This window comes from Streptomyces noursei (genome assembly GCF_001646665.1).
GTDB lineage: Bacteria > Actinomycetota > Actinomycetes > Streptomycetales > Streptomycetaceae > Streptomyces > Streptomyces lavendulocolor.
On the sequence record NZ_LWBU01000384.1, the window covers coordinates 38,193 to 65,183 of the forward strand.

The following is a 26,991-nucleotide window of genomic DNA, read 5'->3' on the forward strand; positions in this document are numbered from 1 at the left end:
CAGCCCGAGAAGTTCATCCGGACGTACATCTTCCCCTGCCCGGACACCAGTTGTATGTTCCGCTACCAACCCGAGGCCATCGAGAGGTGACCGCGGAATCAGGCCAACCCCTCCCCCACCCTCCCAGGAGTGCAGATGACACACCGTCCACTCAGGTCCTGCTCGGCGGCCGCCGTCGTGCTCACCGCCATGGCCTCCGTACTGACGGCGCAGCAGCCCGCGCATGCGGCGGCCGACAGGATCCGCCTCGGCAACACCGCGGACGTCAGCCGCGGCGCGTGGAACGGCCCGGCCTTCACGATGAACGGAGCAGGCGGCGTCGTGGCGGCCACGATGACCAGAGCCGTCGACGAGATACGCGGCGGCACCGGGACCCTCGACGTCGTGGTCCTGGCCGGATCCGCCCCGACCTCCGGCAGCAGGACCCCGGAGTGCGACACGATCACCGCGTCGGCCGGAGTGAATTCCTGTACGACGTGGACGCTGACGGCAGCGGCCGACGGCAACAACAGCCAGGTCAACACCGACGTCCGGAACGCCGAGTTCGTCTACTTCGCCGGCGGCGACCAGTGCCGGTACGCCGCCTGGAAGGGGACCGCGCTCGAGGCGTCCGTCGAGTCCGTGGTCGCCAAGGGCGGCGGCTCCGGCGGCGGCAGTGCGGGCCACCACATCAACAGCCCCATCGTGTACGACGCCTGCAACGGCAGTGTCACCAGCGCCGAAGCACTCGCCAACCCCTACGACCGGTACATCAGCTTCACCACCGGCATGTTCGCCTGGGCGAACTACGGGTCCGTCATCAACGACTCGCACTTCGTGACCCGCGACCGGATGGGCCGCACGATGTCCTTCCTCGCCCGCGCGGTGAAGGACGGTCTCGCGCCGGGGGGCGCCGCCTGGGGCGTCGGGGTGGAGGAGGGCGGTGGCTCACTGTTCCTCGACCGCAACGGCATGGCGACCCAGTACGGGAAGGACGCCTACGTCGTCCTCGCCGACCACCAGCCGGAGCAAGCGGTCGACAGGAGGCCGCTGACCTACTCGGGCTTCAAGATCTGGCGGCTGACGCCCGGCTCGACCTTCGACTTCAAGAACCGTCCCACATGCGGCTACTACCTCCGCAGCGTCACGAACGGGATCGCCGACACCAACCTGTACAGCGGGACTCCGGTGAGCGACTGCGGCGGCCAGGGCGGCGGCACCGTGCTCGCCGAGAGCGAGCCCAACGACACCCGTGACACGGCCGACGACGCCACCTCCCTCACCTTCCCCGCCTCCCTGACCGGCGGCATGAGATCGACCAGCGACCGCGACTACTTCAAGATCACCGTGCCTGCCGGGCAGACGGTCGCGGTGAACTGCGCGGTCCCCTCCGCCTACGACGCGGACCTGTACTGGCTCGACGCGAACGGCAGCACCCTGGAACGCTCCGTCAACGACGGGGCCGGCACCGACGAGTCCCTGTCCTTCACCCGCACCGCGTCCGGCACGGGCACCTACTACCTCGACATGGAGGCGTACAGCGGGTCCGGTGCCGCCTCGTACGACTGCAGGGTGACAAGGAGCTGAGGCGACCGCGGCCACCCTGCCCGGCCCGGCCCTCATCTCGCTCCGCCCAACGCTCCCGGGTCATGGCGCAGCAAGGCGTGGAACACTCCTCAGTATGGGAGAGCCGGTCGAGATCATGCCCTACGACCCCGCTTGGCCAGGCATGTTCGCCACGTGGGGCGTGGGCCTGCGTGCAGCCCTCGGTGACACCGCGGTTCGTATCGACCACATCGGGTCCACCTCGGTGCCGGGGCTGGCGGCCAAGCCGGTGATCGACATCCAGATCTCAGTGCCGTCGCTGGAGCCGACGGACGAGTTCCTGGTCCCGCTCACCGGCATGGGTTTCGTGTACCGGGCGGACAACCCCGAACGGACCAAGCGATATTTCCGGGAACCACCAGGTCAGCAGCGCACACACGTGCACGTGCGGCAGCTGGGCACTTTCTCCCAGCAGTTCCCCCTCCTGTTTCGCGACTACCTCCGCTGCCACACGTCTGCCGTGACCGAGTACGCGGCGGCCAAACGGCGCTGCGCGGCCCGGTTCCACAACGACCGGCCCGGCTACGTCCAAGCGAAGGATGCCTTCGTATGGGACATCATCCGACGCGCTGACGCATGGGCCCAGCGCACCGGCTGGGTCCCCGGCCCCAGTGACGCCTGAGCTTCCCCTCCACATCACAGCTGGAACCGACATCGGCGGGTTTGCGGGACGATCCTTGGCCGTCGGGCTGTGCGACCAGCGAATGCCCGATGGCCTCGTCGCGTCCACCGCGGGCGGCCTCACCGGACCGCAGGACGCCCCGGCGATCTTGGTCGGTGACGCCGGTGGGGCGTCGAGCACGTCTCCGCGACCGGCCACGGAGCCGCGGACGTCGTGGTGCGGACATCGGCGGCGCGAACCGCTGCGTCTCTGCACCGGGCCGCCCGCAAGGCCGGGTCAGCTGCGGCGGGGTCCCGGCACCCCAGGCGCTCACGCTTCGTGCTGGTGCGCGGCCCGGTACTCGGCCGGGCTCCCTCTTCGGGTGCGCCCGGCCGGCGCCACGGGCCCCGCGGGGGCGCGTCGGTCGCCGCGGTCACCCGCCGGTGGTCCGGGGAGCGACCGTCACCGCCTTCATCCGCTCGGCCAGGACGAAGGTCACGCTGATGAGCAGGGCCCACGCACCGAACTTGGTGAGCGCCACCGGTTCCCACCCGTCGAGCTGATGCGGGTAGCTCCAGGCACCGACATAGGTGGCGGCGTTCTCGGCGACCCACAGGAAGAAGCCGATCAGGACGAAGGAGACCGCCAACGGCATACGGTAGCGGCGCCGGCCCACCGTGAACCCGACCCAGGCCCCGGCGGTCACGGCGACCATCGCGGCGGCCAGGGGCCACCGGAGGTCGGGCAGCCAGTGGTGCGTGAAGAAGTTGACGTACACCGCGGCAGCGACGACGGCGGTCGCCGCCGCGCGGTATCCGGTGAAGCGCAGCTCGAACAGGTGCCATGCGCGGCAGACGTAACCGGCCACCGCGGCGTACATGAACCCGCCGTACAGGGGCACACCGGCGATCTTCGTCACCGCGTCCTCGGGATAGCTCCAGGAGCCCAGGCGCACCTTGATCAATTCGAACAGCAGCCCCACGACATGGCACACCGCGATCACCATCGTGTCGCGCCGGCTTTCCCACCCCAGGCGGCGGGCGGCCCACGTGAGCAGCAGCCCGTAGACGAGTACCAGGTCGTACCGCGCGACCGGGAGGTCGGGCAGCGCCCGTGACACCGCGATCCCGCCGAGGAGCGCCACGGCATACGCGCAGCACCGCGCCTGGAGGACCGTGAACCTGGCCAGCTGGCCCACGCCGCTGAAGAAGGTGTGCATGGCGGGAAGGACGCCGCAGGTCACGCCGCGGTTCACCGCTCCGTCCGGGCAGGAGGCGCCGGTGGAGTCGGGAGGCGGAGAGTCGGCGGTGAGGCGGTCCTCCACCACCCGCCAACCGATCTGTTCACATGGCCTTATGGCTCAGATGGATGAGCCCTTCGATGGAGGCCAAGCGGGTATGCAGGGCGGGGTTCGCCACCGGCGTGGTCGTGGAGCAACAGCACTTCGACGGCTGGGTGTTCGGCGGCATGAAGGTCGTCCTCGCCGTCGTCGCCGGGGATCGGATTGGGCTGAATCTCGATCCGTCCGCGGCGGCTGTCGGCGAGGTGGTAGCTGCCCCGGTAGGGGCTGTCGTGCTCGATGAAGACGAGTCCCAGGTGGCCGCTGACGAGCCGGACCAACTCGCCGACGGTGTATGTGCTGTGCCGTAGGTGTGGTGGTCGGTCATGGTGCACCGAATCGTGTGCCGTTGCGCTTGTGGCCCGCCAGATCGGAGCAACCTGGTCGTCACGGGCGAGCGGTCGGGCCCCTGCGGACCGTGTCCGCAGGGGCCCGACCGTCCGGTTGCCTGGCAGGTCATGGGGTCCAGCGGTGTTCCGTCAGGGGCCCGAGCGGGCCAGGGTTCTCCCGTTCGTCGGCGAGCCAGGTCTCGTAGGCCCCGGCTCCTTGGAGGCGAATGCCCCAGTGATAGCCGGGGTCGACGAAGAGGCGCTGCTTGTACGCGAACTCGAACTCGGCGCAGCGGACCGTGCCGGCAGCCGTGTCGGATTCAGCGTTGAGGACGTAGCGGACGGCGACGACGGACTGGTCGGTGAGATCACCGAGATACTGCGGGCCGCAGCCGCCCACGGTGAACTCCTCGTCCCCTCCGGCGAGCTCGTGCGGGAACTCGTAGTCCGTCACCTTTCTGATGGACAGCTGACCGTGGTTGCCGAGGGACTCCAGCAGGACGTGACCGCCCGAGTCCAGGGCCAAGTACACCTGGCGGCCCAGCGGGGTGAACCGGGGCACTCGTTCGTCCCGGTCGGTGTACCCGGCGATCCGGATGTCGTAGACCTTCTCACCCCTCAGGGCCCCGAAAACCTGCTCGTACCTGAGCGATCCCGTGCCCATGCCACCCCCCACGAGCGTTCAGCACCCCGTAGGTCTACGGGCGGTCAGGCCGACACACGCTCCTCGGCGATGAACTTTTCCACGAACTCGTCGGCGCGCCGGTCGAAATCGGCGTACTGCGCCTCTCGTTCGGCGCCCGCGACCGCCGCGCCGATCAGGAGGTTGCCCTCGGCGTCGACGCGCTGGGGGCGGTCCTCCGCGTCGGTGAGCAGGCCGACGGTGGAGTGGGAGAAGCCGCAGTAGTAGGCGATGCCTTCGCTCAGGTTGGTCTCGAGGACGGTTCGCATCCCGTCCACGATCGGATCGGCGCCGGTGGCACCGGCCAGGCCCAGCCACAGCATGCGCTTGCCGGCGAGGCGGGGCTTGCTGCGGCCGTAGGCGAACCCGTAGTTCCATACGCGGTCGATCCAGCCCTTGAGGATGGCGGGCACGCTCTGCCAGTACACCGGGAAGACGGCCACGACGACGTCGGCATCGAGGATGCGCCGCATGTGGGCGCGCACTTCGTCCGAGTAGGGCTTGTCCCTGTCGCCCCAGTCCGGCTGGTCCGAGGTGTTCATCCGCGGGTCGAATCCCTCGGCGTGCAGGTCGAGGAGGTCGATGCGGTATCCGGCGGCTTCGAGCCGGGCGGCGGCACGGCGGGCCGTGTGCGCGGTGAGGGAATCGGTGCGGTGGTGTGCGACGACCACGAGTGCTGTCCTGGCCTTGGTGGTGTCCTGCTGCGTCACGGTGTCTCCTGGGTGGTCCCGGTCGGTTCGATGTGTCCAGTACAGCCGCGGGGCCGTGGATGATCCATGGGAAAAGCCCTCCAAGGCATAGGAGATCGTCTACGGTGCTTCTTGTGGATCCTTTGAGTTCGCTCCTGAGCGGCATACGGGCGGAGGGCTCGGTCGTCAGCCATGCCGTGCTGACGGCCCCCTGGACGATCCGCTTCGCCGACGACGCGCCACTCACGATGATCAGTGTGCTGCGCGGCGGGGGCACGCTGATGCTGCCCGACGGTACCGAGCGGGCGGTCGGCGTGGGGCATACGGCCATCGTGAACGGCTCCGCACCGTTCCATCTCGCCGACCGCCCCGGCAGCGTCCACGGCTCCCACGAGGCGTACGAAATCGCCTGCTTCACCGCGAAGTCCGAGTGCGCCGCCCAGGAACTCGCCGGCATCCGGTGGAGCGCCGACGACCCGGAGAAGGCGACCGCGCTGATCGTGGGGGCCTACCGGGCCTCGGGCCACCGGCACGAGCGGCTGCTGCGCGCCCTGCCGCCGGTCCTGGTCATCAAGGAGGACGTCGAGGTCTGTGCCTGGCTGGAGACGGCCGCCGCTGACGCGGCCCGACTGTCCGCCGGGTCGCAGGCGTTGATGGACCGGCTCCTCGACTGGGCCCTGGTGTGCACGCTGCGCAGCTGGTTCGACCGGGCGGGTGCCGACGCGCCCAGCTGGTACCGGGGCCTCACCGACCCCGTCCTCGCCCCTGCGCTGCAGGCCTTCCACGACCGGCCCGCCGAGGCGTGGACGGTGGCGTCGCTGGCCACTCGAGCCGGTGTCTCCCGGGCGCTGTTCGCCAAGCGCTTCACCAAGCTGATGGGGCGTCCGCCCCTCGCCTACGTCACCGAGTGCCGCATGGACGAGGCCGAGGCGCTGCTGACCGACACCAGTCTCAGCATCGCCCAGATCGGCAGATCGGTCGGCTACGCCGACGCTTTCGGCTTCAGCGCCGCGTTCAAGCGCCTCAAGGGCCGCAGCCCCAGCGCCTTTCGCGCCGCCGGCGCCTGAGGTCAGCCCAGGCCGTCGCCCCAGCCGCTCTGGATCATCGTCTGGAAGGCCCAGGTCCCACCGCGCCGAACGAGGATGTCGGCGTACCGCAGTCGGTGCGTCTCCTCACCGGCCGTCATGGTCGAGTCGGTGAACACCACGGCCATCGACGGGCTCAGGAAGACCGGGGTGCGGGTCGACGCGAAGGAGATCGGCTGGTCGCCGCTGTCGCTCATGACCTGGCTCATGGTGTCGATGAACTGTTCGCGGCTCCACTGAGCGGTACGGCCGTCGCCCTGGGAGTCGTCGCTGACCAGGTTGAGCGGGAAGACCGCCATGTCGGCCATGCGGGCGATGTCGCGCCGGGCGCCGGCCTCGTCGTACGCGGCGAACCAGGCGTCCAGGCCGGCGCGGTCCTCGGCGGACGGCGTGAAGCCGGTGTCGGGCAGTACGGTCATGAATCCCCCTTGTGCAGGTTGCTGACTCGTCGACGGTATGCCCGGAAACCCGACTAGTCAAACTTGATTAGTGGCCCGCTTGCCGGCCGACCTGGTGACCCGGCGTCGCCGGCGGTGTGCCGGTACGTCGAAGCCCTGCACTCGGTGATCGCCGGCAATCTGGAGTGGTCGTACCTCACTCCCCGCTGCAACGGGCGTGGCCGCGTCTGGAGCGGCGACACCACCGCCACCGTCGTCCTCTCACCGCACCGGACCGTGTACTGCCACGGGGATGCCGTGCGCCGGGGGACGGCGCCTTCGGTCGTCCGTCCCCGTCAGGGGGTCGGGCCGGGCGGTGCCGTCCGGCCGCGGGTCGCGACGGCGGTGGGCGTGGGTCCGGGGTCCTCGCCGTTGAGGTCCAGGCCGCAGATGCCGGTCGCCGTCACTCCGTCCCGGCCCTTCACCAGCACCGTGACGCGGCCGTCGCGGTCCTTGCTGTAGGCGGCGGTGCAGATCAGCTGGCGCACCGCCGTCGCGTCCAGGGCGCCGAGCGCGAGGGGGAGGTTTACCAGCACCCGCCCGTCCGCGGCGGACCGGACCCGGACGCCGCCGGCCGTGGTGGTCCGGGGCAGCGACGTGCTGAGCCCGGCGGCCTCGTCCTCCTTCGCCGGGCCCGCCAGCAGTGCCAGGACCGCCCTCTCCGGCGACCGGGGCAGAACCGGCCCCCCGGTCTGCTCGTACTCGTCGGGGAACGCGTTCGCGGGTGGGAACGACCGGACGACGGGCGTCAGTTCTCCGTCCGGCAGCCGGAAGAACAGCAGGGCGTCGAAGTCGGGGTCGGGGCCGACCCGCACGCTGGCCGGCCCGCCCGCTTCGACGACGCCGGTTCCCTGGATGCCGCATCCGGCCAGCAGCAGGGCGCCCACCGGCGCGGCGGCGAGCGCCCACCGGCGTACGTGCCCGTGCCTCACCGGCCGTCCCCTTCCGTGTGCAGCGGTATCTCGACGGTGAAGACGGCGCCTCCCTCCGGCCGGTTCCCCGCGCGGACGGTCCCCCGGTGCAGCCTGACGTTCTCCAGGGTGATCGCCAGGCCGAGACCGCTGCCCTCCGAGCGGGTGCGGGCCGCGTCCGCCTTGTAGAAGCGGTCGAAGATGTGGGGCAGCGCTTCGGGCCGGATGCCGGGACCGTTGTCGGCCACTTCGGTGACCAGCAGGGGCACGCCGTCGGAGCCGGTCCCGCGGCGCAGCCGTACGGTGACGGGCGTGCCGCCGTGCCGCAGCGCGTTGCCGACGAGGTTGGCGACGACGACGTCGAAGCGGCGCGGGTCGAGCCGTACGCGGATCCCTTCGGGCAGCTCGGTGCGTACGCGGCCGTCCGTCCAGTGCCGGTTCTCCAGCGTCTTGCGGACGGCCTCCGCCGCGTCGAGCTCGTCGGTGTTCAGCTCGGCCGCGCGTGCGTCGAAGCGGGAGATCTCCATCAGGTCCTCGACGAGTCCGGCGAGTTTCCCGGTTTCCGAGCTGATCAGCCGCACCGCGCGGGCGGTGTCGGGGTCAAGCCGCCCGGCGTCCTCGTCGAGCACCTCGGTGACCGCCAGCATGCCGGCGAGCGGGGTGCGCAGCTCGTGCGAGACGTCGGACGCGAAACGGCGGGCCCGCGCCTCGGCCTGGCGCAGTTCCCGGACGGAGTGCTCGAGCTGTTCCGCGGACTCGTTGAAGGTACGGGCGAGGTCGGCCAGTTCGTCGCCGCCGCGCACCTGGATGCGGGTGTCGAGTCTGCCGCTGCCCATGCTCCGGGCGGCCCGGCGCAGCTCCCGCACCGGACGCAGCACGCTGCGGGCGGCGAGCAGGCCGGGCAGCAGGGCGACGACGAGTCCGGGCAGGGCGCCGTCGCGGGCGGCGGTCAGCAGCGCCTCGACGTTGATCTGCTCGTCCGTCATCCGCATGACGGCGTACAGGACAAGGCCGGTGGGCAGCACGCCCTCGGGACCGGTCGGGAAGACCGTGGGCATGGCGATGGTCAGGTACGGGACGCCGTCCTTGACGACCCGCTGGAAGCTGCCGTGGGGATTGGCCCGTGCGGCCCGCCGCAGCTGCGGGGTGATGACCCCGGAGACGGGGCTGGTGCCGGAGGAGGCGCGGATCGAGCCGTACTCGGCGAAGGCGACCCAGGGGTGCGGCCTGCCTTTGCGGGCGATGTCGCGCAGGACTCCTTCGATGCCCTCGGCCTGGAGGGGCATGGGGAAGCCGGTCTGCCGGACCTCGTCGCGGAACGACGAGACGGCCGTGTCCTGCGCGGTCTGCAGCAGGGCGCTGCGGGCCTCCCGGTAGGTCAGCGCCGCGGTGGTGCCGGCGCTGACGGCCGCGACCAGCAGGAACGCCAGGGTCAGGCGGGTGCGCAGCCCGAACGCCCAGCTCCACCGCGCCCGTCTCCGCCCTCCCGGGTCCCGGCGCCCTCCCCCGCCCTCGGGGTGCTCGGCGCCGTCGTGCACCGGCGACCCGCCGTCGGGGGCCGGGACGCCGGCGGTGGGGGCCGGGCTCACAGCGGCCCGAAGCGGTAGCCGAAGCCGCGCAGCGTCTGGACGTAGCGGGGCGTGCCGGAGTCGTCCTCGATCTTGTTGCGCAGCCGGCGGACGCACGCGTCGACCAGGCGCGCGTCGGCGTGGTAGCTGTGCTCCCAGACGTGCTCCAGCAGTTGCTGGCGGCTGAAGACCTGTTCCGGGGCGGCGGAGAGGTGGAGCAGGAGCTTCAGCTCCGAGGGGGCGAGCGCGAGGCGCCGGCCGGCCTTGGTGACCGTCAGCGCGGCCCGGTCGATGGTGAGGTCGCCGTGGACGCGGGTGGCCGGGCGTTCCGTGTCGGTGGGTTCGATACGGCGCAGCACGGCGCGGATGCGCGCCTCGAGCACCTCGGGGCGGGCCGGCTTGACGATGTAGTCGTCGGCTCCGGCCTCCAGGCCCACGATCATGTCGAAGTCGTCGCCGCGCGCGGTCAGCATGATGATGGGCAGCTGGCTGTTCTCCCGGACGCGCCGGCAGACCTGCACTCCGTTCATCCCGGGCAGCATCAGGTCCAGCAGCAGCAGGTCGGGGCGGAACTCGCTCAGCGCCTCGAGTCCCGCCTCGCCGGTGGCGGCCGACCGCACGTCGTGGCCACGGCGGCGCAGGCCCAGTTCGACGCCTTCCCGGACGGCGGGGTCGTCCTCGATGAGCAGTACGCGGGGCATCAGCGGTCTCCTCAATGGTGGTTCAGCGCCGGGCCGCTCTGCGGCGTACGCCGGAGAGGAGCGCGTGGAGTTCGGTCAGCCGCAGCGGCCTGGCGAGCAGCACGAAGACGAGCAGGACGACGGCCGCTCCGGCGGCCGTGGCGACGGCGACGCCCGCCCGCGCGGCCCCGGACGCTGCGAGGTGGCCCAGCGCGGTGGCGGGCACGGCGGCGAGCAGCAGCCGTGCGTGCGCCGCGACGGGGGACGACCGCCACGGCCGGGTGACGGCCAGCCGCCGGCTCAGCATCCGGCCGGTGAGGGCCCAGCCCGCGAAGAGGGCCACGGAGTACGCGGCCGCCATTCCCGTCACCGCCCAGCGGGCCGGCAGCAGTTGGGCGGCGGTCACGGACAGGCCCGCGTTGAGGGCGACGATCACCAGGTTGATCAGGAAGGGCGTACGGGTGTCGCCGAGCGCGTAGAAGGTGCGGGAGAGCACGTACTGGCCCGACATGGCGGCGAGTCCGGGCGCGAACGCCATCAGGATGCCCGCCATGGCGGCCGTGTCGCCCGCGCTCGTCCTGCCGTGGCCGAAGACGAGGGCCATCACCGGCTGGGCGAGGGCGAGCAGCGCGCAGGCGGCGGGGACGACCGCGGCGGCCGAGGCGCGCAGGGCGTGCGAGACGTCCCGGCGCAGGGCGGCGGTGTCCTTGTCGGCGGCCGCCGCGCTCATCCGGGGCAGCAGCGCGGTCATGAGGGAGACCGTGATGATGCCGTGCGGGACGACCCACAGGACATAGGCGTTGTTGTACGCGCTGTAGCCGGGGCCTCCCTGGAGGCCGGCGGTGGTGGCCAGCCGGGTCGTGACCCAGTAGGCGGCCTGGTTGGCGAGGACCAGCAGCACCAGCCAGCCTGCCGACCGCAGGGGGCGGGTCAGTCCGCTGCCCCGCCAGTCGAAGCGGGGCCGCCAGCGGAAGCGGGCCGCGCGCAGCGCCGGGACGAGGGCGAGTGCCTGGACGGCGATCCCGGCGGTGGTGCCCCAGCCGAGCAGCGCGGTCTCGGTCGCGTCGAGCGTGTCCCCGCCGCCCATGGCCAGGGCCAGGAACACTCCGAAGACGCCGATGACGACGACGTTGTTGAGGACCGGTGCCCACATCATGGCGCCGAACCGGCCGCGCGCGTTGAGCACTTGGCCCAGCAGGGTGAACAGTCCGAGGAAGAAGATCTGGGGCAGGCAGTAACGGGCGAACGCGGTCGTCATGGCCGCCTGCCGGCCGGTGTAGTCGGTGTAGGCGTCGACGATCGCGGGTGCCGCCCACACGGCGGTCGCGGTGATCGCGAGCAGGGCGACGACGCAGACCGTGATGAGCCGGTCGGTGTACGCGGCTCCGCCGTCGTCGTGCTCCTTGGCCGCCCTGACCAGTTCGGGTACGAAGACGGCGTTCAGCGCGCCGCCGAGGAGCAGCATGTAGACGATGGTGGGCAGGGAGTTGCCGACCGCGTAGCCGTCGGCGGTCGGGCCGATGGTGCCGAGCGCCGCGGCGACCACGGCGGACCGGGCGAAGCCGGTGCCCCGGGAGACCAGGGAGCCGGCGGCCATGACGGCACTGCTGCGTGCCGTGGAGGCCGCCTTCCGTGCGTCCTTCGGTGTGTCCTTCGGCGCGTCCCTCGGTACGCCCTCGGGTGCGTCCTCCTCCGGTACGGTCCCCTGGGCGTCGCCGGCGTCCGCTGCCGTACCGGCGGGGCCGTGCGCCCTGCCGGTGTCCGTGGGCGGCCTCACCGGCGGTTCAAGTACGCCTGGAAGGCGCGGTAAAGCGTCTGGTTGGCGGTTCCGCCCACGGTCTTCTCCCATTCCCCCAACGTCTCGACGACCCGCCCGCCGGTGCCGAGCTTCCACCGCAGCAGCCCGTACGCACGTTCGTCCGGATCAAGGGTGGAGGGTACCCCGCGCATGTCGTAGACGTCAGCGCCGGCCGCGTGGGCGTCCAGCAGCATCCGCCACTGCAGGGCGTTGGAGGGGCGCACCTCCCGGCGGTGGTCGGCGGAGGCGCCGGTCTGGTACCAGACCTTGCGGCCCACGGTGATCATGGTGTGGGCGGCGAGGACCTCTCCCTGATGGCGGGCCAGGTAGAGCTTCATCCGGCCTGGCTCCTCGGCGTTGAGGGCCGCGTACTGGCGTTCGTAGTACGCGAGTGAGCGGCCGAGCCGGAAGCCGTCGCGCTCCTCGGTGATCCGCAGCAGCCGGTAGAAGGCGGGCAGGTCGGCCGCACTGCCCACGACCACCTCCACGCCCTCCTTGCGGGCGCGCCGGACGTTGCGCCGCCACTCCTGGTTGAGCCCGGACCACAGGTGCTCGGTGGTGCGCCCGGCGAGCGGCACGCGGAAGACGTGCCGCGGCTGGGCGTCCCCGTCGCCGGTGGGCCCGTCACCGCCGCAGCGGTGCCAGCCGCGGGCGCGCAGCCGTTCGGCGACCGCGGTGCCGAGCGGGTCGACCTCGCTGGCGAGGACGTCGGCCAGGCGCCGGCCCGGGCCGCTCAGCGACTTCAGGCGGGCGGCGTCCCAGCTGCGGTAGGCCGGGGAGGGTCCGATGCGTACGGCGAAGGCGCCCTCGGCGCGCAGGTGTTCCAGCAGGGGGTCGAGCCAGCCGTCGACGTGCGGGTCCTCCCAGTCGGCGACGGGTCCCTCGGGAAGGTAGGCGAAGTACTTGCGGGTGCCCGGGAACTGCCGCAGCAGCACCAGGGCCACTCCCGTCAGGCGGCCGGCCCCCGGGTCGGGCCCCCAGCCGAGCAACCGGGTGTGCCAGCCCTCCTTGACGTCGCCCCAGGACGGGCACTGCAGGAAGCCGGCGCCGAGCGCCGCGCCGTCGCGGGAGGCGAGGAAGGCTCGGTGGGCCGCGGGGGTGATGCGCTCCAGCCTCGGGGCGCGACCGCCCTCCTCGTGGGGGCGGCGGGGCGGTACGAGCAGCGCTGACACGGTGTGGCCTCTCCTTCTCCCCGGTCCGTCACGGGGTCGAACGAGATGCTCACCGCCGGTCGTGACCGTTCCGCTCGGCGAATGTGACCGGACCATGAGCGTTCCTCACCAGTCCCCGTCACATCGTCCGCACCCCGCTGACCTGGACTTCCCCGGCTCTACAGTCACGGCACGGACTGCCCCGGCCCTTCCTCGCCGGCTCTCGTCCGTTCCCTCAGGAGGTCCAGTTGCCCCGCACACGTGTCCGCGTCCACGCCCCGGTGCGTACCGTCCTCGCCGCGGCCCTGCTCGTACCGCTGGCGGTCGCCTGCTCCGCACGGCCGGCTCCGGCACCGGCGGACACCCGCGCCACCGGCAAGGGCGGAGACCGGCCCGTCACCGTGACGGTCACCCCGACGGGCCGTCAGGCCGCCGCCGGGGAGCGGGTGAAGGTCACCGCGGCGGGCGGGCGCCTCACCTCGGTGACCGTGACCGACGGCGAGGGCCGCCGGCTCACCGGCGAGGTGGCGTCCGACGGCCTCACGTGGCTCTCCGGGCGCAGGGCCGTGCCCGGCACGGCGTACACGGTCACGGCGGCGACGGTGAGCCCTGGCGGTACCGCCGGCACGAGCCGGGCGTCCTTCGCCACCGCTCCGGCCGACAAGGTCAACAAGGTCGACAGGCGGCCGGGGAACGGCGCCACCGTGGGCGTGGCGCAGCCGATCTCGCTCGTCTTCGACCATCCCGTCGAGAACCGGGCGGAGGTCGAGAGGCAGTTGACGGTCACCACCTCGAACGGCACCCGGGGTTCCTGGGGATGGGTGCGCGACTGGTCGGGCAGGGACCGGGTGGACTGGCGGCCCGAGCACTACTGGAAGCCCGGCACCAAGGTCACCCTGGACGCCCGGCTGAACGGCACCGACTCCGGCGACGGCGGCTGGTTCGTGCGCGACTACACCACCACCTTCACCGTCGGCGCCCGGCAGGTCGTCGAGGTGGACCTCGACGACCACCACCTCACGCTCGTGCGCGACGGCAGGGCCGTGCGGCGCATCCCGGTCTCCGGCGGTACGCCCGGCGGTGACCGGCGCTCCTGGCGCGGGACCGCCGTCCTCATGGCGAAGGAGGGCACCATCAACATGAACTCCGAGACGGTCGGCCTGGGCAACGCCTACGACAAGATGGTCGACCACTCGATGCGGCTCACCTGGTCGGGCATGTACGCGCACGCCGCCCCCTGGAACGCCCGCCACCTCGGCAGGGCCAACCGGAGTTCGGGCTGCATAGGGATGGGCGACGCCGACGCGGCCTGGTTCTACGGCCAGGTGCGGGTGGGCGATCCGTTCGAGATCACCGGCAAGGACACCAAGGGCGTCGTCGCGCCGGGCAACGGCTTCGGCGCGTGGAACCTCTCGTGGGCCGACTGGCAGCGGCGGAGCGCGCTGCGCTGACGGGCACGCGGAGTGCCGCGGAACGGCGGCCGGGCCGCCGGCCCCGGGCCGCGGAACGGTCCTCGGCAGGGCCCGGTCCTCGGCAGGGCCCGGCTCCTCGGGAGGGCCCGGTCTCTGGAGGGCCCGGTCTCCGGAGGCCGGCCCTCGGGACGGGCCCGGCCCTCCCGAGCGTCCGGTCCCGGTGTCCTTCAGTGTCCGCGGGACAGGGTCCCCACCACCCGGATGTGCGGGCGGCCGTCGGTGTCGGGATCGGTGACGACCGCCCGTACGCCGTAGACGTCGGCGATCAGCGCCTCGGTGAGGACCTCGCCGGGTGTGCCCGCGGCAACGACGCGGCCCCGCCGCAGGACCACGACGTGATCGCAGTACATGGCGGCGAGGTTGAGGTCGTGCAGGGCGACGACGCTGGTGACGGGCAGCGTGCGGACGAGGTGCAGCAGGTCGTGCTGGTGCTGGATGTCGAGGTGGTTCGTCGGCTCGTCGAGGAGGAGCTCGCGGGGTTCCTGCGCGAGGGCCCGGGCGATCTGTGCGCGCTGGCGCTCGCCTCCCGACAGGGTGTGCCAGGGCCGGTCCGCCCGGTCGGCGAGGCCGGTGCGCTCCAAGGCGTCGCGGACGGCCCGGTCGTCCGGTTCGGCCGGGGGTGCCCAGGCCCGCCGGTGGGGGATGCGGCCGAGGCGTACGACGTCGGCGACCGTCAGCTCGACGAGGGTGTCCGCCTGCTGCTCGACGACGGCCACCCGCCGGGCGACGTCCCTGCGGCGCAGCTGGTCCAGGGGCCGGCCGTCGAGGGTGACCGCGCCGGCGGCGGGGGCGGTCACCCCGCACAGCAGGCGCAACAGGGTGGACTTGCCCGAGCCGTTGGGGCCGAGCAGGCCGGTCATGGCGCCGGGGGGCGGGGTGATGCTGACGCCGTCGAGGAGGGGCGTGCTGCCGGCTGTGCGGGTGACGCGGTCGGCGGCGAGGGTCATCGGCGGGTTCTCCGGGTGCGGTACAGGACGAGGACGAAAGCGGGGACGCCGACCAGGGAGGTCACCACGCCGACGGGGACCTCCTGCGGTGCGATGACGGTCCTGGCGAGGGTGTCGACCCAGACCAGGAAGACGGCTCCACCGAGCGCGGCGGCGGGCAGCAGACGCCCGTGGCCCGGTCCGGTGAGGGCCCGGGCGGCGTGCGGCAGCACCAGGCCGACGAAGCCGATGGCTCCGGCCGAGCTGACCAGGGCGGCGGTGAGCAGTGCGGTGACGCAGAGCAGGACCGCCCGCGCCCGGGCGACGTCCACACCGAGGGTGGCGGCCGCGTCCTGGCCGAAGGCGAACGCGTCCAGCGTCCGGCCGTGGCCCAGGCAGACGGCGAGGCCGAGTGCCAGGGCGGCCAGGCACAGCCACACGTCGGTCCAGCCGGCGCCGCCGAGCGAGCCGAGCAGCCAGAACAGCACCCCGCGGGTGGTCTCGGCGTCGGCCGAGGTGACCACGACGAAGGAGGTGAGCGCGGAGAACAGCTGCATGGCGGCGACGCCGGACAGTACGACCCGGTCGGTGGTGCCGCCGAGGACGTGGCTGAGGAGCAGCATGGCGGCGAACGAGCACACCGCGCCCGCGAAGGCTCCCGCGGAGACGGAGAGGGCTCCGCCGCCGAAGCCGAGGACGACCACGACGACCGCTCCGGTGGAGGCCCCGGAGGAGACGCCCAGGACGAAGGGGTCGGCGAGCGGGTTGCGCAGCAGCGACTGCATCACGGCCCCGCAGAGGGCCAGCCCGGCGCCGCACACGGCGGCCAGCAGGGTGCGCGGCAGCCGCAGGTTCCACACGATGCCGTCGCGGATGGGTGAGAGGCCGGTGGCGTCCCCGCCGAGGTGGGAGGCGACGACGGACCAGACGTCGGTGACGCCGATGTCGGCCGGTCCGATGGTGATGGCGAGGGCGACGGACGCGGCGAGCACCGCGAGGCCCGCCGCCGTGCGCAGCAGGGCGGCCGTCACTTCGCCGTGCCGAACCGCCGAAGTCCGGCGGCGACCTGCTCGATGCCCTCGACCGTGCGGATCGTCGGGTTCATGGACTGGCCGCTGACGAGGACGTACCGCTTGTGCTTGACGGCGTCCATGGTGCGGGTGACCGGATCGGACTCCAGGAACTCGATCTTCCTCGCCGCGCTCTCCCCGCTCTGCGCCTTGCGGGTGAGGTCGCCGATGACGAGGACGTCGGGGTTGCGGTCGGCCACGGTCTCCCAGTTGATCTGGGGCCATTCCTCGGCGGTGTCGTCGAAGACGTTCTTCGCGCCGAGTTCCCGGGTGATGATGCCGGGGGCGCCGCAGCATCCGGCCATGTAGGGGGACTTGGCGTCGGAGAACCAGTAGAGCAGGGTGACGTCCGACGCGTCGAGCCCCGCGGTCGCCCTGGTGACCCGGGCCTCGAGGCTCCGGACCAGTGCCTCGCCGCGTGCCTCGGCGCCGAAGACGCGGGCGATGTCGCGCACTTCGCCGTACACGGTGTCCATGCCCAGCGGCTCGGTGCGGACGCCGTCCCCGTCACCGCTGTTGTCCTTTCCCCGGCAGTCGGACGGGGAGAGGTAGGTGGGCACGCCCAGCTGTGCGAACTGCTCCCGGGTGGCGACGCCGCCCTTGCCGAGGGTGGAGGCGAACGAGGCGGCGACGAAGTCGGGTTCGACGGCGAGGACCTTCTCGAAGGAGGGGTTGTTCTCGGCGAGGCGCGGTACGCCGGCGTTCGCCTTCTCCAGGCCCTTCATCACGGGGTCGGTCCAGGTGGCGGTTCCAGCCATCCGGCCGGCCAGTCCGAGCGACAGCATGATCTCGGTGGTGCCCTGGTTGAGCGACACGGCCCGCCGCGGTCCGTCCCCCTCGATCTCCACCGTGCGTCCGCAGTTGTCGAGCGTGCGTGTCGCGGAGGAGGGCGGGCCGCCGGATCCGGGGGCGCCGGCGCAGCCGGTCAGCGGGAGGGCCGCGCACAGGAGCGCGGCGAAGGAACGGGTGGGGTGCGTGAGGGGCACGGCAGATCCTCGGCGTCGAGGGCCCATGCGCGGGGCCCGTCCGTACGGAACGTGCCAGCAGGTATTCGGACTCGGGGTCAGCCGGACGCGGCGCCTTCCCGGGCCGTCGTCCGGCCCAGTGGCGTGGTTGCCGCGCCCGTCGCCCTCACCGCTGCGCGTCAGTTCCGGGTTCGCACCGGATTCCCTGACTCACGTACATGCGTACGGAGTACGACTGGCCTGCGCAAGCTACCACAGGCGCCGACCGGCGGGACCGGACTGTCGGACCATCAGACGATGTTGACAATCATTTTCATATACAGGATGCTGTCCGGGCCCCGCACCCTCCGCCCGTCCGCGGCCGTGGTGCGGGGACCACTCCACGTGATCCCCTGGGAGCAGCATGTCGATCTTGCGTAACCGTCGAGACTTCCTCGCCCTGACCGGCGCCGCCGCCGGTGCCCTGGCCCTGGCCGGGTGCGGTGGCGGCGGCTCCGGCGACGGCGGTGCGGCCGGCGGCGGCAAGGCGGAGCCGCGGCGCGGCGGCCGGTTCCGTGCCCTGTTCACGGGCGGCGGCGAGCTCGAGACCATCGACCCGCACGCCGAGGCCCTGGCCATCGACATGGCGCGGACGAAGGCGCTGTTCGACCGGCTCGTGGACCTGGACGCCGACATGGCGCCGGTCCCCCGGCTCGCCGCGAAGTGGGAGTCCAACGCCGACGCGACCGTGTGGCGCTTCACCCTCCGGGAGGCGCTCTTCCACGACGGGAAGAAGCTCACGCCCGAGGACGTGCTGTTCAGCTTCGGCCGGATCCTCGATCCCAAGGCGACCGACCACTTCGCGCAGGGCATGCTGTCGGTCATCGACCTGAAGAAGAGCCGGGGCGTCGGCGGCAACACGGTCGAGATCGCCCTCAGCCGTCCGAGCGCCGAATTCCCCGCCCTGCTGGGCACTTTGGGCACCGCCGTCGTCAGTGCCCGCTACCGCGACCCGGCCAGGCCCGTGGGCACCGGCGCGTTCCGGCTGAAGTCCTTCCGGGCCGGCCGGTCGTTCGTCGCCGAGCGCTTCGACGACCACTGGGACGGCGGGGCGTACGTCGACGAGCTGCACATCCTCTCCGCCGACGCCGACGCCCGCGGCAACGCCCTGCGGGGAGGCCAGGCGGAGTACGGCTACGAGATGACGCCGACCTTCGCCCGTACCGCCGCCGCCGACACGTCCGTACGGATCGTCGCGGCCAAGGGCAGCACGGCCCACGCCATCGTCATGAAGTGCGACCAGGAGCCCTTCGACGACCCCGACGTCACCCTGGCGTTCAAGCTGCTCGCCGACCGGGAGAAGCTGGTCGAGGTCGTCCTGGCGGGCCGGGGCGTCGTCGGGAACGACATGTTCGGCAAGGGCTACCAGTACTACCCCGAGGACATACCGCAGCGGAAGCGGGACGTCGCCGAGGCGCGGGCCCTGCTGAAGAAGACCGGCATGCTGAACAGGACGCTGTCCATCTACACCTCCTCCGCCGCCACCGGGTTCGTGGAGGCCGCGACCCTCTTCGCCGAGCAGGCCGCCGACGCCGGCCTGCGGATCAAGGTGACGACCGGCTCCTCGGAGACGTACTTCAAGGACCAGCTCACCAAGGGCGTGATGGGCAGCCACCGTTCCGGCGCCATGTCGATCCCGACGTACCTCAACGACCGTCTGCTGACCACGTCGGCCTTCAACGCCTCCGGGTGGCGCCGCAAGGACTTCGACGCGGCCTTCGCGAAGGCTCGGGCGACGACCGACGAGGGCGAACGCACCCGGCTGTACGGGCAGCTCCAGCGCACCGTCCACGACGAGGGCGGCCTGCTGATGTGGGGCCACCCCGACTGGCTGAACGCGGTCTCCTCCCGTGTGCGCGGCGTCGAGGCGGCCCCGCCCAACACCCTCGACTCCGCCCGCTTCGACAAGGTGTGGCTGGCCTGACGATGCGTGGGTACGCCCTGCAGCGCCTCGCCCTCGGAGGCGTACAACTCGCCCTGCTCACGGTGCTGGTGTTCCTGCTGACGTCGCTGCTGCCCGGTGACGCGGCCGACGTCCGCAACGACGAGGACGCCACGCCCGAGCAGGTGGCGGCGCTGCGCGAACAGCTCGGGCTGGACCGGCCGGCCCTGGAGCGCTTCACCGACTGGGCCGGGGGCGTGCTCACCGGCGACCTCGGCACGTCGCTGGTGAGCGGCGGCCCGGTGCTGGACGTCCTGGCAGGGTCGGCCGGCATCACGCTGCTGCTCGCCGCCGTCACCCTCGCGGTGGTCGTCCCCCTCGCGGTGCTGCTCGGCATCGCGTCCGGGCTGCGGGAGGGCGGCCGCCTGGACCGGGCGGTCACCTCGGTGACGCTCGCGCTCAACGCCGTGCCCGACTTCGTCCTGGCGCTGCTGCTCGTGGCCGGGCTGTCGCTCCGGCTCGGCTGGCTGCCCGCGACCTGGGTGGGGGTGGGCGCGGCCGACCTGATCGCGCGGCCCGCACTGCTGGTCCTGCCGGTCGGGGTGGTCGCGGCCCGCATGATCTGCCTGCTGTCCCGGCAGGTGCGGGCCGGCATGGTGACGGTCCTGAGGGCCGGTTACGTCACCCAGGCGCGGCGCCTGGGCGTGCCGCGCCGGACCCTGCTGCTGCGGCACGTCCTGCCCAACGCGGCCGTGCCCGGCATCCAGGAACTGGCCCGCGTGGGCGACAACCTGGTCGGCGGGGTGCTGATCGTCGAGGCGGTCTTCGCGATCCCCGGCGTGGCGACCGCGCTCGTCGACGCCGTCGAGGCACGGGACGTGCCCACGGTCCAGGGCCTGGCCCTGGTGGTCGCCGCCGCGGCCCTGCTCTTCAGCCTGGCGGCCGACCTCGTCTCCCATCGACTCGTACCACGGACGGAGGTGCTCCGGTGAAGCGCGTGAACCTGCCGACGGCCCCGGCCGGCGTGGCGCTGCTCGCGCTGCCGCTGGGCGTCGCCCTGCTGGGCCCGTGGTGCGCCGAGCCGGCCCGGCCCGGGGTGTTCGCCCCGTACGCGCCCGGTGGCGGCGAACACCCTCTGGGCACCGATGGGTTGGGGCGCGACGTCCTCGCGCTGCTGCTGCACGGCGGGCGCAGCGCGCTCGGCATGGCGCTCGGCGCGGTGGCGGTCGCCTACCTGGTCGGCGGGGCCGTGGGCCTGCTGGCGGCGTCGGCCCGCCGCCGCTGGGCCGACGAGCTGCTGATCCGCCCGCTCGACGTGCTGCTCCCGCTGCCGACCCTGCTGGTGATCAGCGTGGTGGCGGTGGGCTGGCGCGGCTCCCCCGTCGCCATCGCGCTCGCCGTCGCGGCCGTCAACGTCCCGCCCGTGGCACGCCTGGTGCGCGCCGCCGCCCTGGACGCCGCCAGCGGCCCCGTCACCGAGGCGCTGCGCGTACAGGGCGAGTCCCGTGTCCGTATCCAACTCGACCACGTGGCACGCTCGGTGCTCTCCCCCGTGGCCGCCGACATCGGCACCCGCATCACCCTCGCGGTCTTCCTCGTCGGCTCGGCGAACTTCCTCGGCCTCGGCCTGGACCCGACCGCGCCCGACTGGGCGGTGAGCATCTCCCGCAGCCGTGAGGCGCTGCTGCTCCAGCCGTGGGCGGTGCTCGCGCCCGCCGCGATGCTCGTCATGTTCACCGTGGGGCTCAACCTGCTCGCCGACCGCCTGCTGGCCCGCTCCCGCCGTACGCAGGAGGCCGTGTGATGACCGCGAAGACCCCCCTGGTCACGGTGCGCGGGCTCACCGCACGAGCCGGGGACGCCCTGCTCCTCGACGGGGTCGACTTCGACCTGTACGAGGGCCGCGTCACCGCGCTCGTCGGCCCCTCCGGCAGCGGCAAGACCACGGCGGCCCTGGCGCTGCTGGGCGAGTGCGGACCCGGTGTGCGCCTCGGCGGACGGGTGGAGGCCGGGGCCGTCACGGTCGTCGACGCGGACGGCGTCACGCCGGAGGCGGCCACCGGCCTGCGCGGGCGCCTCGTCGCGTACATGCCCCAGCATCCGGGCAGCGCCCTCAACCCGGCCCGCCGCGGCGGAGCCGTCCTCGCCGAACTCGCCCGGCTGCACCACCCGGGCGACCGGCCCCAGGCCCTTGCCGCCGCGGCACTCCGGGCCGCGCAACTGCCCGACGGGCGGGACACCCGACGGCGCTTCCCGCACCAGTTCTCCGGCGGTCAGCGCCAGCGCGTCGCGCTCGCCCAGACCCTGGTGTGCCGCCCGCGGGTGCTGGTGCTCGACGAGCCCAGCACCGGGCTGGACACGGTGACCCGGATGCGGCTGGCCGACGAGCTGGCCGCGCTCGCCCGTACCGGCCCGGCCGTCCTGCTCCTCAGCCACGACCACGACCTGGTGCGCGCCCTGGCCGACCACGTGGTCGTGCTCCGGCGCGGACGGGTGACCGCCCAGGGCAGCCCGGCGGACACCCTGCCCGCCCGCCGCCCGGTCACCGCCACGCGCCACACGCCCACCGGGCCGGACGGCACGGCGGTGACGGGCGACGCAGCGGTGACCGGCGGCACGGCGGTGACGGGCGACGTGCCGGTGCGGAAGGGCACCTCGGTGCCGGACGACGCATCCGCGTCGGACGGCGTGCCCCTGCTGGAGGTGCGGGACCTCTCCGCGCACCTCCACGGCCGGGGCCGCGGCCCGGTCCTGCACGGGGTCGACCTCCGCCTGCCCGCCGGGGCCTGTGTCGGCGTGGCCGGCCTGTCCGGCAGCGGGAAGACCACCCTGGCCCGCTGTGTCGCCGGACTCCACGAACGGCACCGCGGCTCGGTCCTCCTGGACGGCGCTCCCCTGCCGGTGCTGCGCCGCCGCAGCACGGAGCAGAAGCGGCGCGTGCAGTACGTCTGGCAGGAGGTCCGCAGCTCCTTCGACGAGCGGCGCCCGGTGGCCGAGCAGGTCGCCCGTACCGCCGTACGACTGCGCGGCCTGGACGCCGACGCGGCGCGGGGGGAGGCCCTCGCCCTGCTGAGCCGGCTCGGGCTGGACGCGACCACCGTCGAGCGGCGCCCCGGCGGCCTGTCCGGTGGCGAACTGCAACGCGCCGCACTCGCCCGCGCCGCACTCGCCACCCCCGACGTACTGGTCTGCGACGAGATCACCACCGCCCTGGACGCCGACGCCACCGAAGCGGTCGTCGCCGAACTCGCGCGGCTCCGCGAGCAGCACGGCACGGCGCTGCTCTGGGTGAGTCACGACCTGGAGCTGCTCGCCGCGGTCGCCCACCACATCGTCGTCATCGACGCCGGCCACGTCGTCGAGACCGGTTCACCCGAGCGGATCCTCGGCGCGCCCCGGGCCACCCCGACCAAGGAACTGGTCCGCGCCATGGACCTCGGTTCGGCCCTCGCGGCCGACGCCCCGGCCGCGACGGCCGCGGCCACCGCCGTGTCCGCGACCGCGACCCCGTCCGGCTCCTGACGGCCCGCGCGCACCACCGCTCCCCACCCCCCCGCCACGCACTTCAGTCATTCACCCCTGACCACGGAGGACACATGAGCCACCCGAAGACAGCCGAGGCCGAGGCCCGGGCCCTGCTCGACTCGCTGCCCGACACGCTGCCCCGGGACGAGATCCTGGCCATCAACGGCTCCCCGTCCGACATCCACACCCCGCGCACGTACACCTACAACGGCTGGACGTTCCAGCTGCCGCCCGGCGTCTTCAAGCCCGGCGACACCAGCCGCATCGTCCACGACCGGCTGCTGGACGGCACCATCCGGGTGGAAGGGCGGTCGTACGCCGCCATCGGCGCCGGACTCGGCGTCGAAGCCGTGATCGCGGGAGTCAAGGGGGCCCGCGAGGTCTACGCCGCCGACATCCATCCCGACAGCGTCGCCACGGCCGCCGCCCACTACGAGCTCCTGGCCGGCGACCGGCCCGGTACGGTCTTCCGCCTCCTGGTCTCCAACCTCTTCGAGGAGTTCCCCGCCACCACCCGGCTGGACGTCATCACGTTCAACCCACCGGCCGTCAGCACCAGGACCAGCGACGACCCGACGGTCGTCCGCAACGTCTGCGTGGGCTTCGAGATCGTGGCGCGCTTCTTCGACCAGATCGTCGACCGCGACCTGCTCGCCCCCGGCGGGGAGGTGCACCTGGTCGTGTCCAACACCTCGGAGCTCAGAAACATCGTCAAGTACGCCATCGAGGCCGGATTCTCGCCGCGGATCACGCACCGCCAGACCTGGGAGGGCGACAACTGTCAGGCGTACCTCTTCGAGCTGCTGCGCCGCGACGACACCGCCTGACCCGGAGGAGAGGGACATGCACGAGCACATAGCCGAAGCGGTCAAGGAACCCGACGTGGTGACCGTTCCGCCCGGCGCGGTCTGCCTGCGCTTCGAGACGATGAAGCTCTACTCCGCGCTCGGCGCCGTACGCCACCTCCTGGACACCGGCCAGGTCTCACCCGGTGACACGCTCATCGACAGCTCCAGTGGCATCTACGCCCACGCGCTGGCCCTCGCCTGCCACCGCCACGGACTGAAGTGCCACATCGTCGGCTCGACGACGGTGGACCGGACGCTCCGCGTCCAGCTGCAGATCCTGGGCGCCACGCTGGAACAGGTCCGCCCCTCCAAGAACCTGCGCCTCGACCAGAACCTGCGCGTGGAGCGGATCGGCGAACTGCTGCGCGAGAACCCCGACTACCACTGGATGCGCCAGTACCACGACTCCATCCACTACCTCGGCTACCGGGACGTCGCCGACCTGATCGGCAAGGAGGTCCCGGAGGGTGCGCTGGCCCTGGTGGGCGGAGTCGGCACCGGCGCGTCGACCGGCGCCATCGCCACCTACCTGCGCGAGGCCGGGCGTGACGTGACGCTCGTGGGCGTCCAGCCGTTCGGCAGCGTCACGTTCGGCGCCGAGCACGTCTCCGACCCCGACATGATCATCGCGGGGATCGGCAGCTCCATCCCGTTCCGGAACGTCCGCCACGAGCTGTACGACCGGATCCACTGGGTGAACTTCGACTACGCCATGTCCGGCGCCGTCGAACTCCTGCGGGCCAGCGGCATCTTCGCCGGCCTCTCCGCGGGCGCGGCCTATCTGGCCACGCTGTGGGAACGGCGGCGCGACGACTCCAGGACGTACGTCTTCCTCGCCGCCGACACCGGCCACCGCTACGTCGACAGCGCCTACGCCCACCACGACCGGGCGCGCGGCCTGGGCGCCATGCGCCCCCACGAGGTCACGGAGCGGCAGGAGCTGCGACACCCCTGGTCGACGATGGACTGGCCGCCCCGCGACAGCGCACTGCTGCGCGGCGAACCGCTGTTGGTCCCCGGCGCGGTCTGAGCCGCCACGCCGCGCCCGCGTCCGCCTGCCCTCCCCGGCCTCGTCGTGCACCGCTCGGGCCCCAACACCTCCACCCGGGACCGGCGCTCCCTGCTGCTCTGCTTCCAGCCCGCCGGACGCCCGGCCCTGGCGGAGCTGCCGTACCGGCCCGAGCTCCTGGCCGACCTCCCCCTGAGCCGGCCCTCTTACTCCTCCCCGAGCAGGGGCTTCCCCGCCCCACTCCCCTGTCCACCCATGGCCACAGCGGCCATGACGCACCAGAAAGCACCCTCCATGTCTCCGATGCAGCCGCACTCCGTGGCCGACCTCCGGCAGGCCGTCCTCGACGGCGCCTACGGACCGCCGCCCCAGGAGCTCGCCGTCACCAGCGCGTTCCATCTCCACCACACCACCCGGCTGGCCGGCACCGAGGTCACCTACCGCAACAGCTACCTGCTGCTGCGGTCGGGGGACGCCTTCGGTGCCTGCTCCTTCGAGACCGGCGAGCTCACCCCCGACTTCTGCGCGGACGCCTCCGGCCACACCCTCGACCACCTGGTCCGGCACGAGTCGGCACCGGTACGCATCGCCGCCCTCGACGCCTACCTGGCCCGCGTCCAGCCGCACCGCGGCTCCCCCGCCGCCGAGACGGTCACCCTCCCGACCGGCACGCCCGAGACGCGCGCCGAGGCCCGGGACGCGGCCGTCGCCGGGCTGCTCGACATTCCCGCCGGTGCGAAGGTCGCGCTCATCGGCGTCGTCAACCCGCTGGTCGCGGCGATACGCGAGCAGGGCGGCGTCCCGCTGCCCTGCGACTTCAACCTGCGCACCACCCACTGGGGCGACCCGGTCACCGACGACATGTCCCAGGTGCTCGCCGAGGCGGACGCCGTGGTCGCCACGGGCATGACGCTCAGCAACGGCAGCTTCGACGTCATCCTGGAGCACTGCCGCAAGCACGGACTGCCGTTCGTCGTGTACGCGCAGTCCGGCAGTGCCGTCGCCCGCGCCTTCCTGGGTGCCGGTGTCACCGCGCTGTCCGCCGAGCCGTTCCCCTTCTCCCAGTTCAGCGCGGACGCGACCGCGCTGTACCGGTACCGGGCGGCGGGCGCATGAGCAGCGAGACCAAGGGCCCGGCGGTGGAGGCGCACGCGGACGTGAGCACCGGCGCCGTCCCCGGCGACCTGCGGATGGCCCGCACCCTGTGGCCGTTCATGCTCGCCTCGGCCGTGGGACTGGTGCCGTTCACGATCTTCAGCACCTTCCTCGTCCCCATCGCCCACGCGTCGGACGGCGGCGTCGCGGCCATGGGCCAGCTGCGCGGCCTCGGCGGTCTGGCCGCCCTGGCCGTGGGCACGGCCCTCGCCCCCCTGATCGACCGGGTGCGCAAGGACTGGGCGGCGGCCGGCGGGCTCGCCGTGCTGGCCCTTTCCGCCGCTCTCGGCGCGACCGGCGAGTTCCTGCTGCTGGCCGCGTTCTGCCTGCTCGTCGGCGCCGGTACGGCCGTCCTCAACCCGGCGCTGACCGCTGCGGCCGCCGACCGCTTCGACCATGACGCCGCCGCGGGCCGGGCGGCGACCCTCATCACCGCCACCCAGTCGCTCACCGCCCTGCTGGCCGCGCCGCTCGTGGCGCTGCCGGCCGTGCTGTGGGGCTGGCAGGGCGACCTGTGGGCGATCGCCGCCGTCGCCGCCGTACTCGCCGTGCTCTTCGTCGTCCGGGGCCGCCGTGCCGAGCGCCCCGGGGCCCACGGCGAGAAGAACGGGGAGAAGGACGGGGAGAAGGCGGCGTGGCCGGGCTACCTCGCCTCCTTCACGCTGCTGGGGGCCCTCCCCGGGGTGGTGCCACTGCTCTTCGTGGCCATGCTGCGCACGGCGGCGTTCATGGGGTACCTCGCCTACCTGGCGGCGTTCTACGACGAGCGCTTCGGACTCGCCCCCGGCCCCTTCGCCCTCGTCTGGACGCTGAGCGGAACCTCGTTCTTCCTCGGCAACCTCGTCGCCGGCCGGCTGCTGAGCGCCGAGCGGCCGAAGGTGTCCGGTGAGCGGCTGATGACGCTGGCCCTGCTGGTGGCGCTGGCGGCCCTGGTGGGGGTGTTCTACACCCGGTCGCTGCTGCTCGCCCTGCCGCTGACGGCCCTCGTCGGAGCCGGTCACGCGACGGTGGCGGCCTGCGTCACCACGCTGCTGGTGCGCCGCTGCGGCGCGCTGCGGGGCACGGCCCTGAGTCTCAACGCGGCCGGGATGAGCTTCGGCGTCTTCCTGGGTGCGGGGCTCGGCGGCGTCGGTCTCGCACTCGGCGGGTACCCGGGCACGGCGGCGGCGCTGGGGGGCCTGACCCTCGTCGCCCTGGCCTTCGCCCGCGCGGCGGCGCGTTCCGCCCCCGCCGCGGAGGGATGACG

At 72.9% G+C, this 26,991-nt stretch carries 25 protein-coding genes and 1 riboswitch; of the genes, 13 read left to right on the forward strand and 12 right to left on the reverse strand.

Annotated features, from left to right (window positions below; genetic code table 11):
- The first annotated feature begins 135 nt into the window (after positions 1–135).
- Positions 136–1,566, forward strand: coding sequence for a pre-peptidase C-terminal domain-containing protein (locus A4V12_RS30800; protein ID WP_234372397.1), 1,431 nt, complete (start codon positions 136–138; stop codon positions 1,564–1,566).
- A 94-nt stretch (positions 1,567–1,660) separates the two neighbouring features.
- Positions 1,661–2,206: a GrpB family protein gene (locus A4V12_RS30805; RefSeq protein ID WP_064072761.1), complete on the forward strand. Its 546-nt coding sequence runs from the start codon at positions 1,661–1,663 to the stop codon at positions 2,204–2,206.
- A 412-nt stretch (positions 2,207–2,618) separates the two neighbouring features.
- Here the strand turns inward: A4V12_RS30805 and A4V12_RS30810 are convergent, their stop codons facing one another.
- Positions 2,619–3,404, reverse strand: coding sequence for a DUF817 domain-containing protein (locus A4V12_RS30810; protein ID WP_064072911.1), 786 nt, complete (start codon positions 3,402–3,404; stop codon positions 2,619–2,621).
- A 161-nt stretch (positions 3,405–3,565) separates the two neighbouring features.
- Here A4V12_RS30810 and A4V12_RS37805 point away from each other — a divergent pair, with 161 nt between their 5' ends.
- Positions 3,566–3,835 carry a hypothetical protein gene (locus A4V12_RS37805; RefSeq protein WP_064072762.1) on the forward strand — a complete coding sequence of 90 codons (270 nt, stop codon included), beginning with the start codon at positions 3,566–3,568 and terminating at the stop codon, positions 3,833–3,835.
- 145 nt (positions 3,836–3,980) lie between these two features.
- On the opposite strand, the gene A4V12_RS30820 is transcribed toward A4V12_RS37805, so the two are convergent.
- A complete protein-coding gene (locus A4V12_RS30820; RefSeq protein ID WP_064072763.1) occupies positions 3,981–4,517 on the reverse strand; it encodes a hypothetical protein in 537 nt (178 codons plus the stop codon).
- A gap of 44 nt (positions 4,518–4,561) precedes the next feature.
- Complete coding sequence (locus A4V12_RS30825; protein ID WP_064072764.1) at positions 4,562–5,245, reverse strand: NAD(P)H oxidoreductase; 684 nt, start codon at positions 5,243–5,245, stop codon at positions 4,562–4,564.
- 113 nt (positions 5,246–5,358) lie between these two features.
- Between A4V12_RS30825 and A4V12_RS30830 the strand changes: the two genes are divergently transcribed.
- Positions 5,359–6,291: an AraC family transcriptional regulator gene (locus tag A4V12_RS30830; RefSeq protein WP_234372398.1), complete on the forward strand. Its 933-nt coding sequence runs from the start codon at positions 5,359–5,361 to the stop codon at positions 6,289–6,291.
- Between the two features lie 2 nt (positions 6,292–6,293).
- Here A4V12_RS30830 and A4V12_RS30835 read toward each other — a convergent pair whose 3' ends face one another.
- The 6 genes from A4V12_RS30835 to A4V12_RS30860 form a co-directional block, all read right to left on the reverse strand.
- Positions 6,294–6,728 carry a nuclear transport factor 2 family protein gene (locus A4V12_RS30835; RefSeq protein WP_064072766.1) on the reverse strand — a complete coding sequence of 145 codons (435 nt, stop codon included), beginning with the start codon at positions 6,726–6,728 and terminating at the stop codon, positions 6,294–6,296.
- Positions 6,729–7,042: 314 nt separating this feature from the next.
- Entirely contained in the window at positions 7,043–7,678 is a 636-nt protein-coding gene (locus A4V12_RS30840; protein ID WP_064072767.1) for a GerMN domain-containing protein, read from the reverse strand.
- A complete protein-coding gene (locus A4V12_RS30845; protein WP_423564389.1) occupies positions 7,675–9,246 on the reverse strand; it encodes an ATP-binding protein in 1,572 nt (523 codons plus the stop codon). Before A4V12_RS30845 ends, A4V12_RS30840 begins: the two co-directional genes overlap by 4 nt.
- On the reverse strand, positions 9,243–9,926 hold the full coding sequence (locus tag A4V12_RS30850; RefSeq protein ID WP_064072768.1) for a response regulator transcription factor: 684 nt from the start codon (positions 9,924–9,926) through the stop codon (positions 9,243–9,245). Before A4V12_RS30850 ends, A4V12_RS30845 begins: the two co-directional genes overlap by 4 nt.
- A 22-nt stretch (positions 9,927–9,948) precedes the next feature.
- Positions 9,949–11,502, reverse strand: coding sequence for a murein biosynthesis integral membrane protein MurJ (gene murJ, locus A4V12_RS30855; RefSeq protein WP_064072913.1), 1,554 nt, complete (start codon positions 11,500–11,502; stop codon positions 9,949–9,951).
- A 176-nt stretch (positions 11,503–11,678) separates the two neighbouring features.
- Complete coding sequence (locus tag A4V12_RS30860; RefSeq protein WP_064072769.1) at positions 11,679–12,875, reverse strand: lipid II:glycine glycyltransferase FemX; 1,197 nt, start codon at positions 12,873–12,875, stop codon at positions 11,679–11,681.
- 227 nt (positions 12,876–13,102) lie between these two features.
- Here A4V12_RS30860 and A4V12_RS30865 point away from each other — a divergent pair, with 227 nt between their 5' ends.
- Complete coding sequence (locus A4V12_RS30865) at positions 13,103–14,305, forward strand: L,D-transpeptidase (RefSeq protein WP_064072770.1); 1,203 nt, start codon at positions 13,103–13,105, stop codon at positions 14,303–14,305.
- Positions 14,306–14,493: 188 nt separating this feature from the next.
- Here A4V12_RS30865 and A4V12_RS30870 read toward each other — a convergent pair whose 3' ends face one another.
- Genes A4V12_RS30870 through A4V12_RS30880 form a run of 3 tightly spaced genes read right to left on the reverse strand, consistent with a single transcriptional unit; the run spans position 14,494 to position 17,335 of the window.
- Positions 14,494–15,273 carry an ABC transporter ATP-binding protein gene (locus A4V12_RS30870; RefSeq protein WP_064072771.1) on the reverse strand — a complete coding sequence of 260 codons (780 nt, stop codon included), beginning with the start codon at positions 15,271–15,273 and terminating at the stop codon, positions 14,494–14,496.
- On the reverse strand, positions 15,270–16,283 hold the full coding sequence (locus A4V12_RS30875) for a FecCD family ABC transporter permease (RefSeq protein ID WP_064072772.1): 1,014 nt from the start codon (positions 16,281–16,283) through the stop codon (positions 15,270–15,272). The genes A4V12_RS30870 and A4V12_RS30875 overlap by 4 nt, the downstream gene beginning before the upstream one ends.
- Positions 16,280–17,335 (reverse strand): ABC transporter substrate-binding protein, encoded by a 1,056-nt coding sequence (locus A4V12_RS30880; RefSeq protein ID WP_079137484.1) that lies wholly within the window; start codon positions 17,333–17,335, stop codon positions 16,280–16,282. The genes A4V12_RS30875 and A4V12_RS30880 overlap by 4 nt, the downstream gene beginning before the upstream one ends.
- A gap of 12 nt (positions 17,336–17,347) precedes the next feature.
- Positions 17,348–17,542, reverse strand: a riboswitch (cobalamin riboswitch).
- 148 nt (positions 17,543–17,690) lie between these two features.
- Here A4V12_RS30880 and A4V12_RS30885 point away from each other — a divergent pair.
- The 8 genes from A4V12_RS30885 to A4V12_RS30920 all read left to right on the forward strand — a co-directional run bounded on the left by A4V12_RS30885 (position 17,691) and on the right by A4V12_RS30920 (position 26,989).
- A complete protein-coding gene (locus A4V12_RS30885; RefSeq protein WP_064072774.1) occupies positions 17,691–19,250 on the forward strand; it encodes an ABC transporter substrate-binding protein in 1,560 nt (519 codons plus the stop codon).
- Positions 19,251–19,252: 2 nt separating this feature from the next.
- Positions 19,253–20,200 (forward strand): ABC transporter permease, encoded by a 948-nt coding sequence (locus A4V12_RS30890; RefSeq protein ID WP_064072775.1) that lies wholly within the window; start codon positions 19,253–19,255, stop codon positions 20,198–20,200.
- Positions 20,197–21,012: an ABC transporter permease gene (locus tag A4V12_RS30895; RefSeq protein ID WP_064072776.1), complete on the forward strand. Its 816-nt coding sequence runs from the start codon at positions 20,197–20,199 to the stop codon at positions 21,010–21,012. Before A4V12_RS30890 ends, A4V12_RS30895 begins: the two co-directional genes overlap by 4 nt.
- Entirely contained in the window at positions 21,012–22,730 is a 1,719-nt protein-coding gene (locus A4V12_RS30900; protein ID WP_064072777.1) for an ABC transporter ATP-binding protein, read from the forward strand. The genes A4V12_RS30895 and A4V12_RS30900 overlap by 1 nt, the downstream gene beginning before the upstream one ends.
- Before the next feature lie 74 nt (positions 22,731–22,804).
- Positions 22,805–23,560 carry a methyltransferase gene (locus tag A4V12_RS30905; protein ID WP_064072778.1) on the forward strand — a complete coding sequence of 252 codons (756 nt, stop codon included), beginning with the start codon at positions 22,805–22,807 and terminating at the stop codon, positions 23,558–23,560.
- Between the two features lie 16 nt (positions 23,561–23,576).
- The gene (locus A4V12_RS30910; RefSeq protein WP_064072779.1) at positions 23,577–24,611 is read left to right on the forward strand and encodes a pyridoxal-phosphate dependent enzyme; all 1,035 of its coding nucleotides are present in this window, start codon (positions 23,577–23,579) and stop codon (positions 24,609–24,611) included.
- 273 nt (positions 24,612–24,884) lie between these two features.
- Positions 24,885–25,706, forward strand: coding sequence for a Rossmann-like domain-containing protein (locus tag A4V12_RS30915; protein ID WP_064072780.1), 822 nt, complete (start codon positions 24,885–24,887; stop codon positions 25,704–25,706).
- Positions 25,703–26,989 carry an MFS transporter gene (locus tag A4V12_RS30920; RefSeq protein WP_064072781.1) on the forward strand — a complete coding sequence of 429 codons (1,287 nt, stop codon included), beginning with the start codon at positions 25,703–25,705 and terminating at the stop codon, positions 26,987–26,989. The genes A4V12_RS30915 and A4V12_RS30920 overlap by 4 nt, the downstream gene beginning before the upstream one ends.
- The last annotated feature ends 2 nt before the right edge of the window (positions 26,990–26,991 follow it).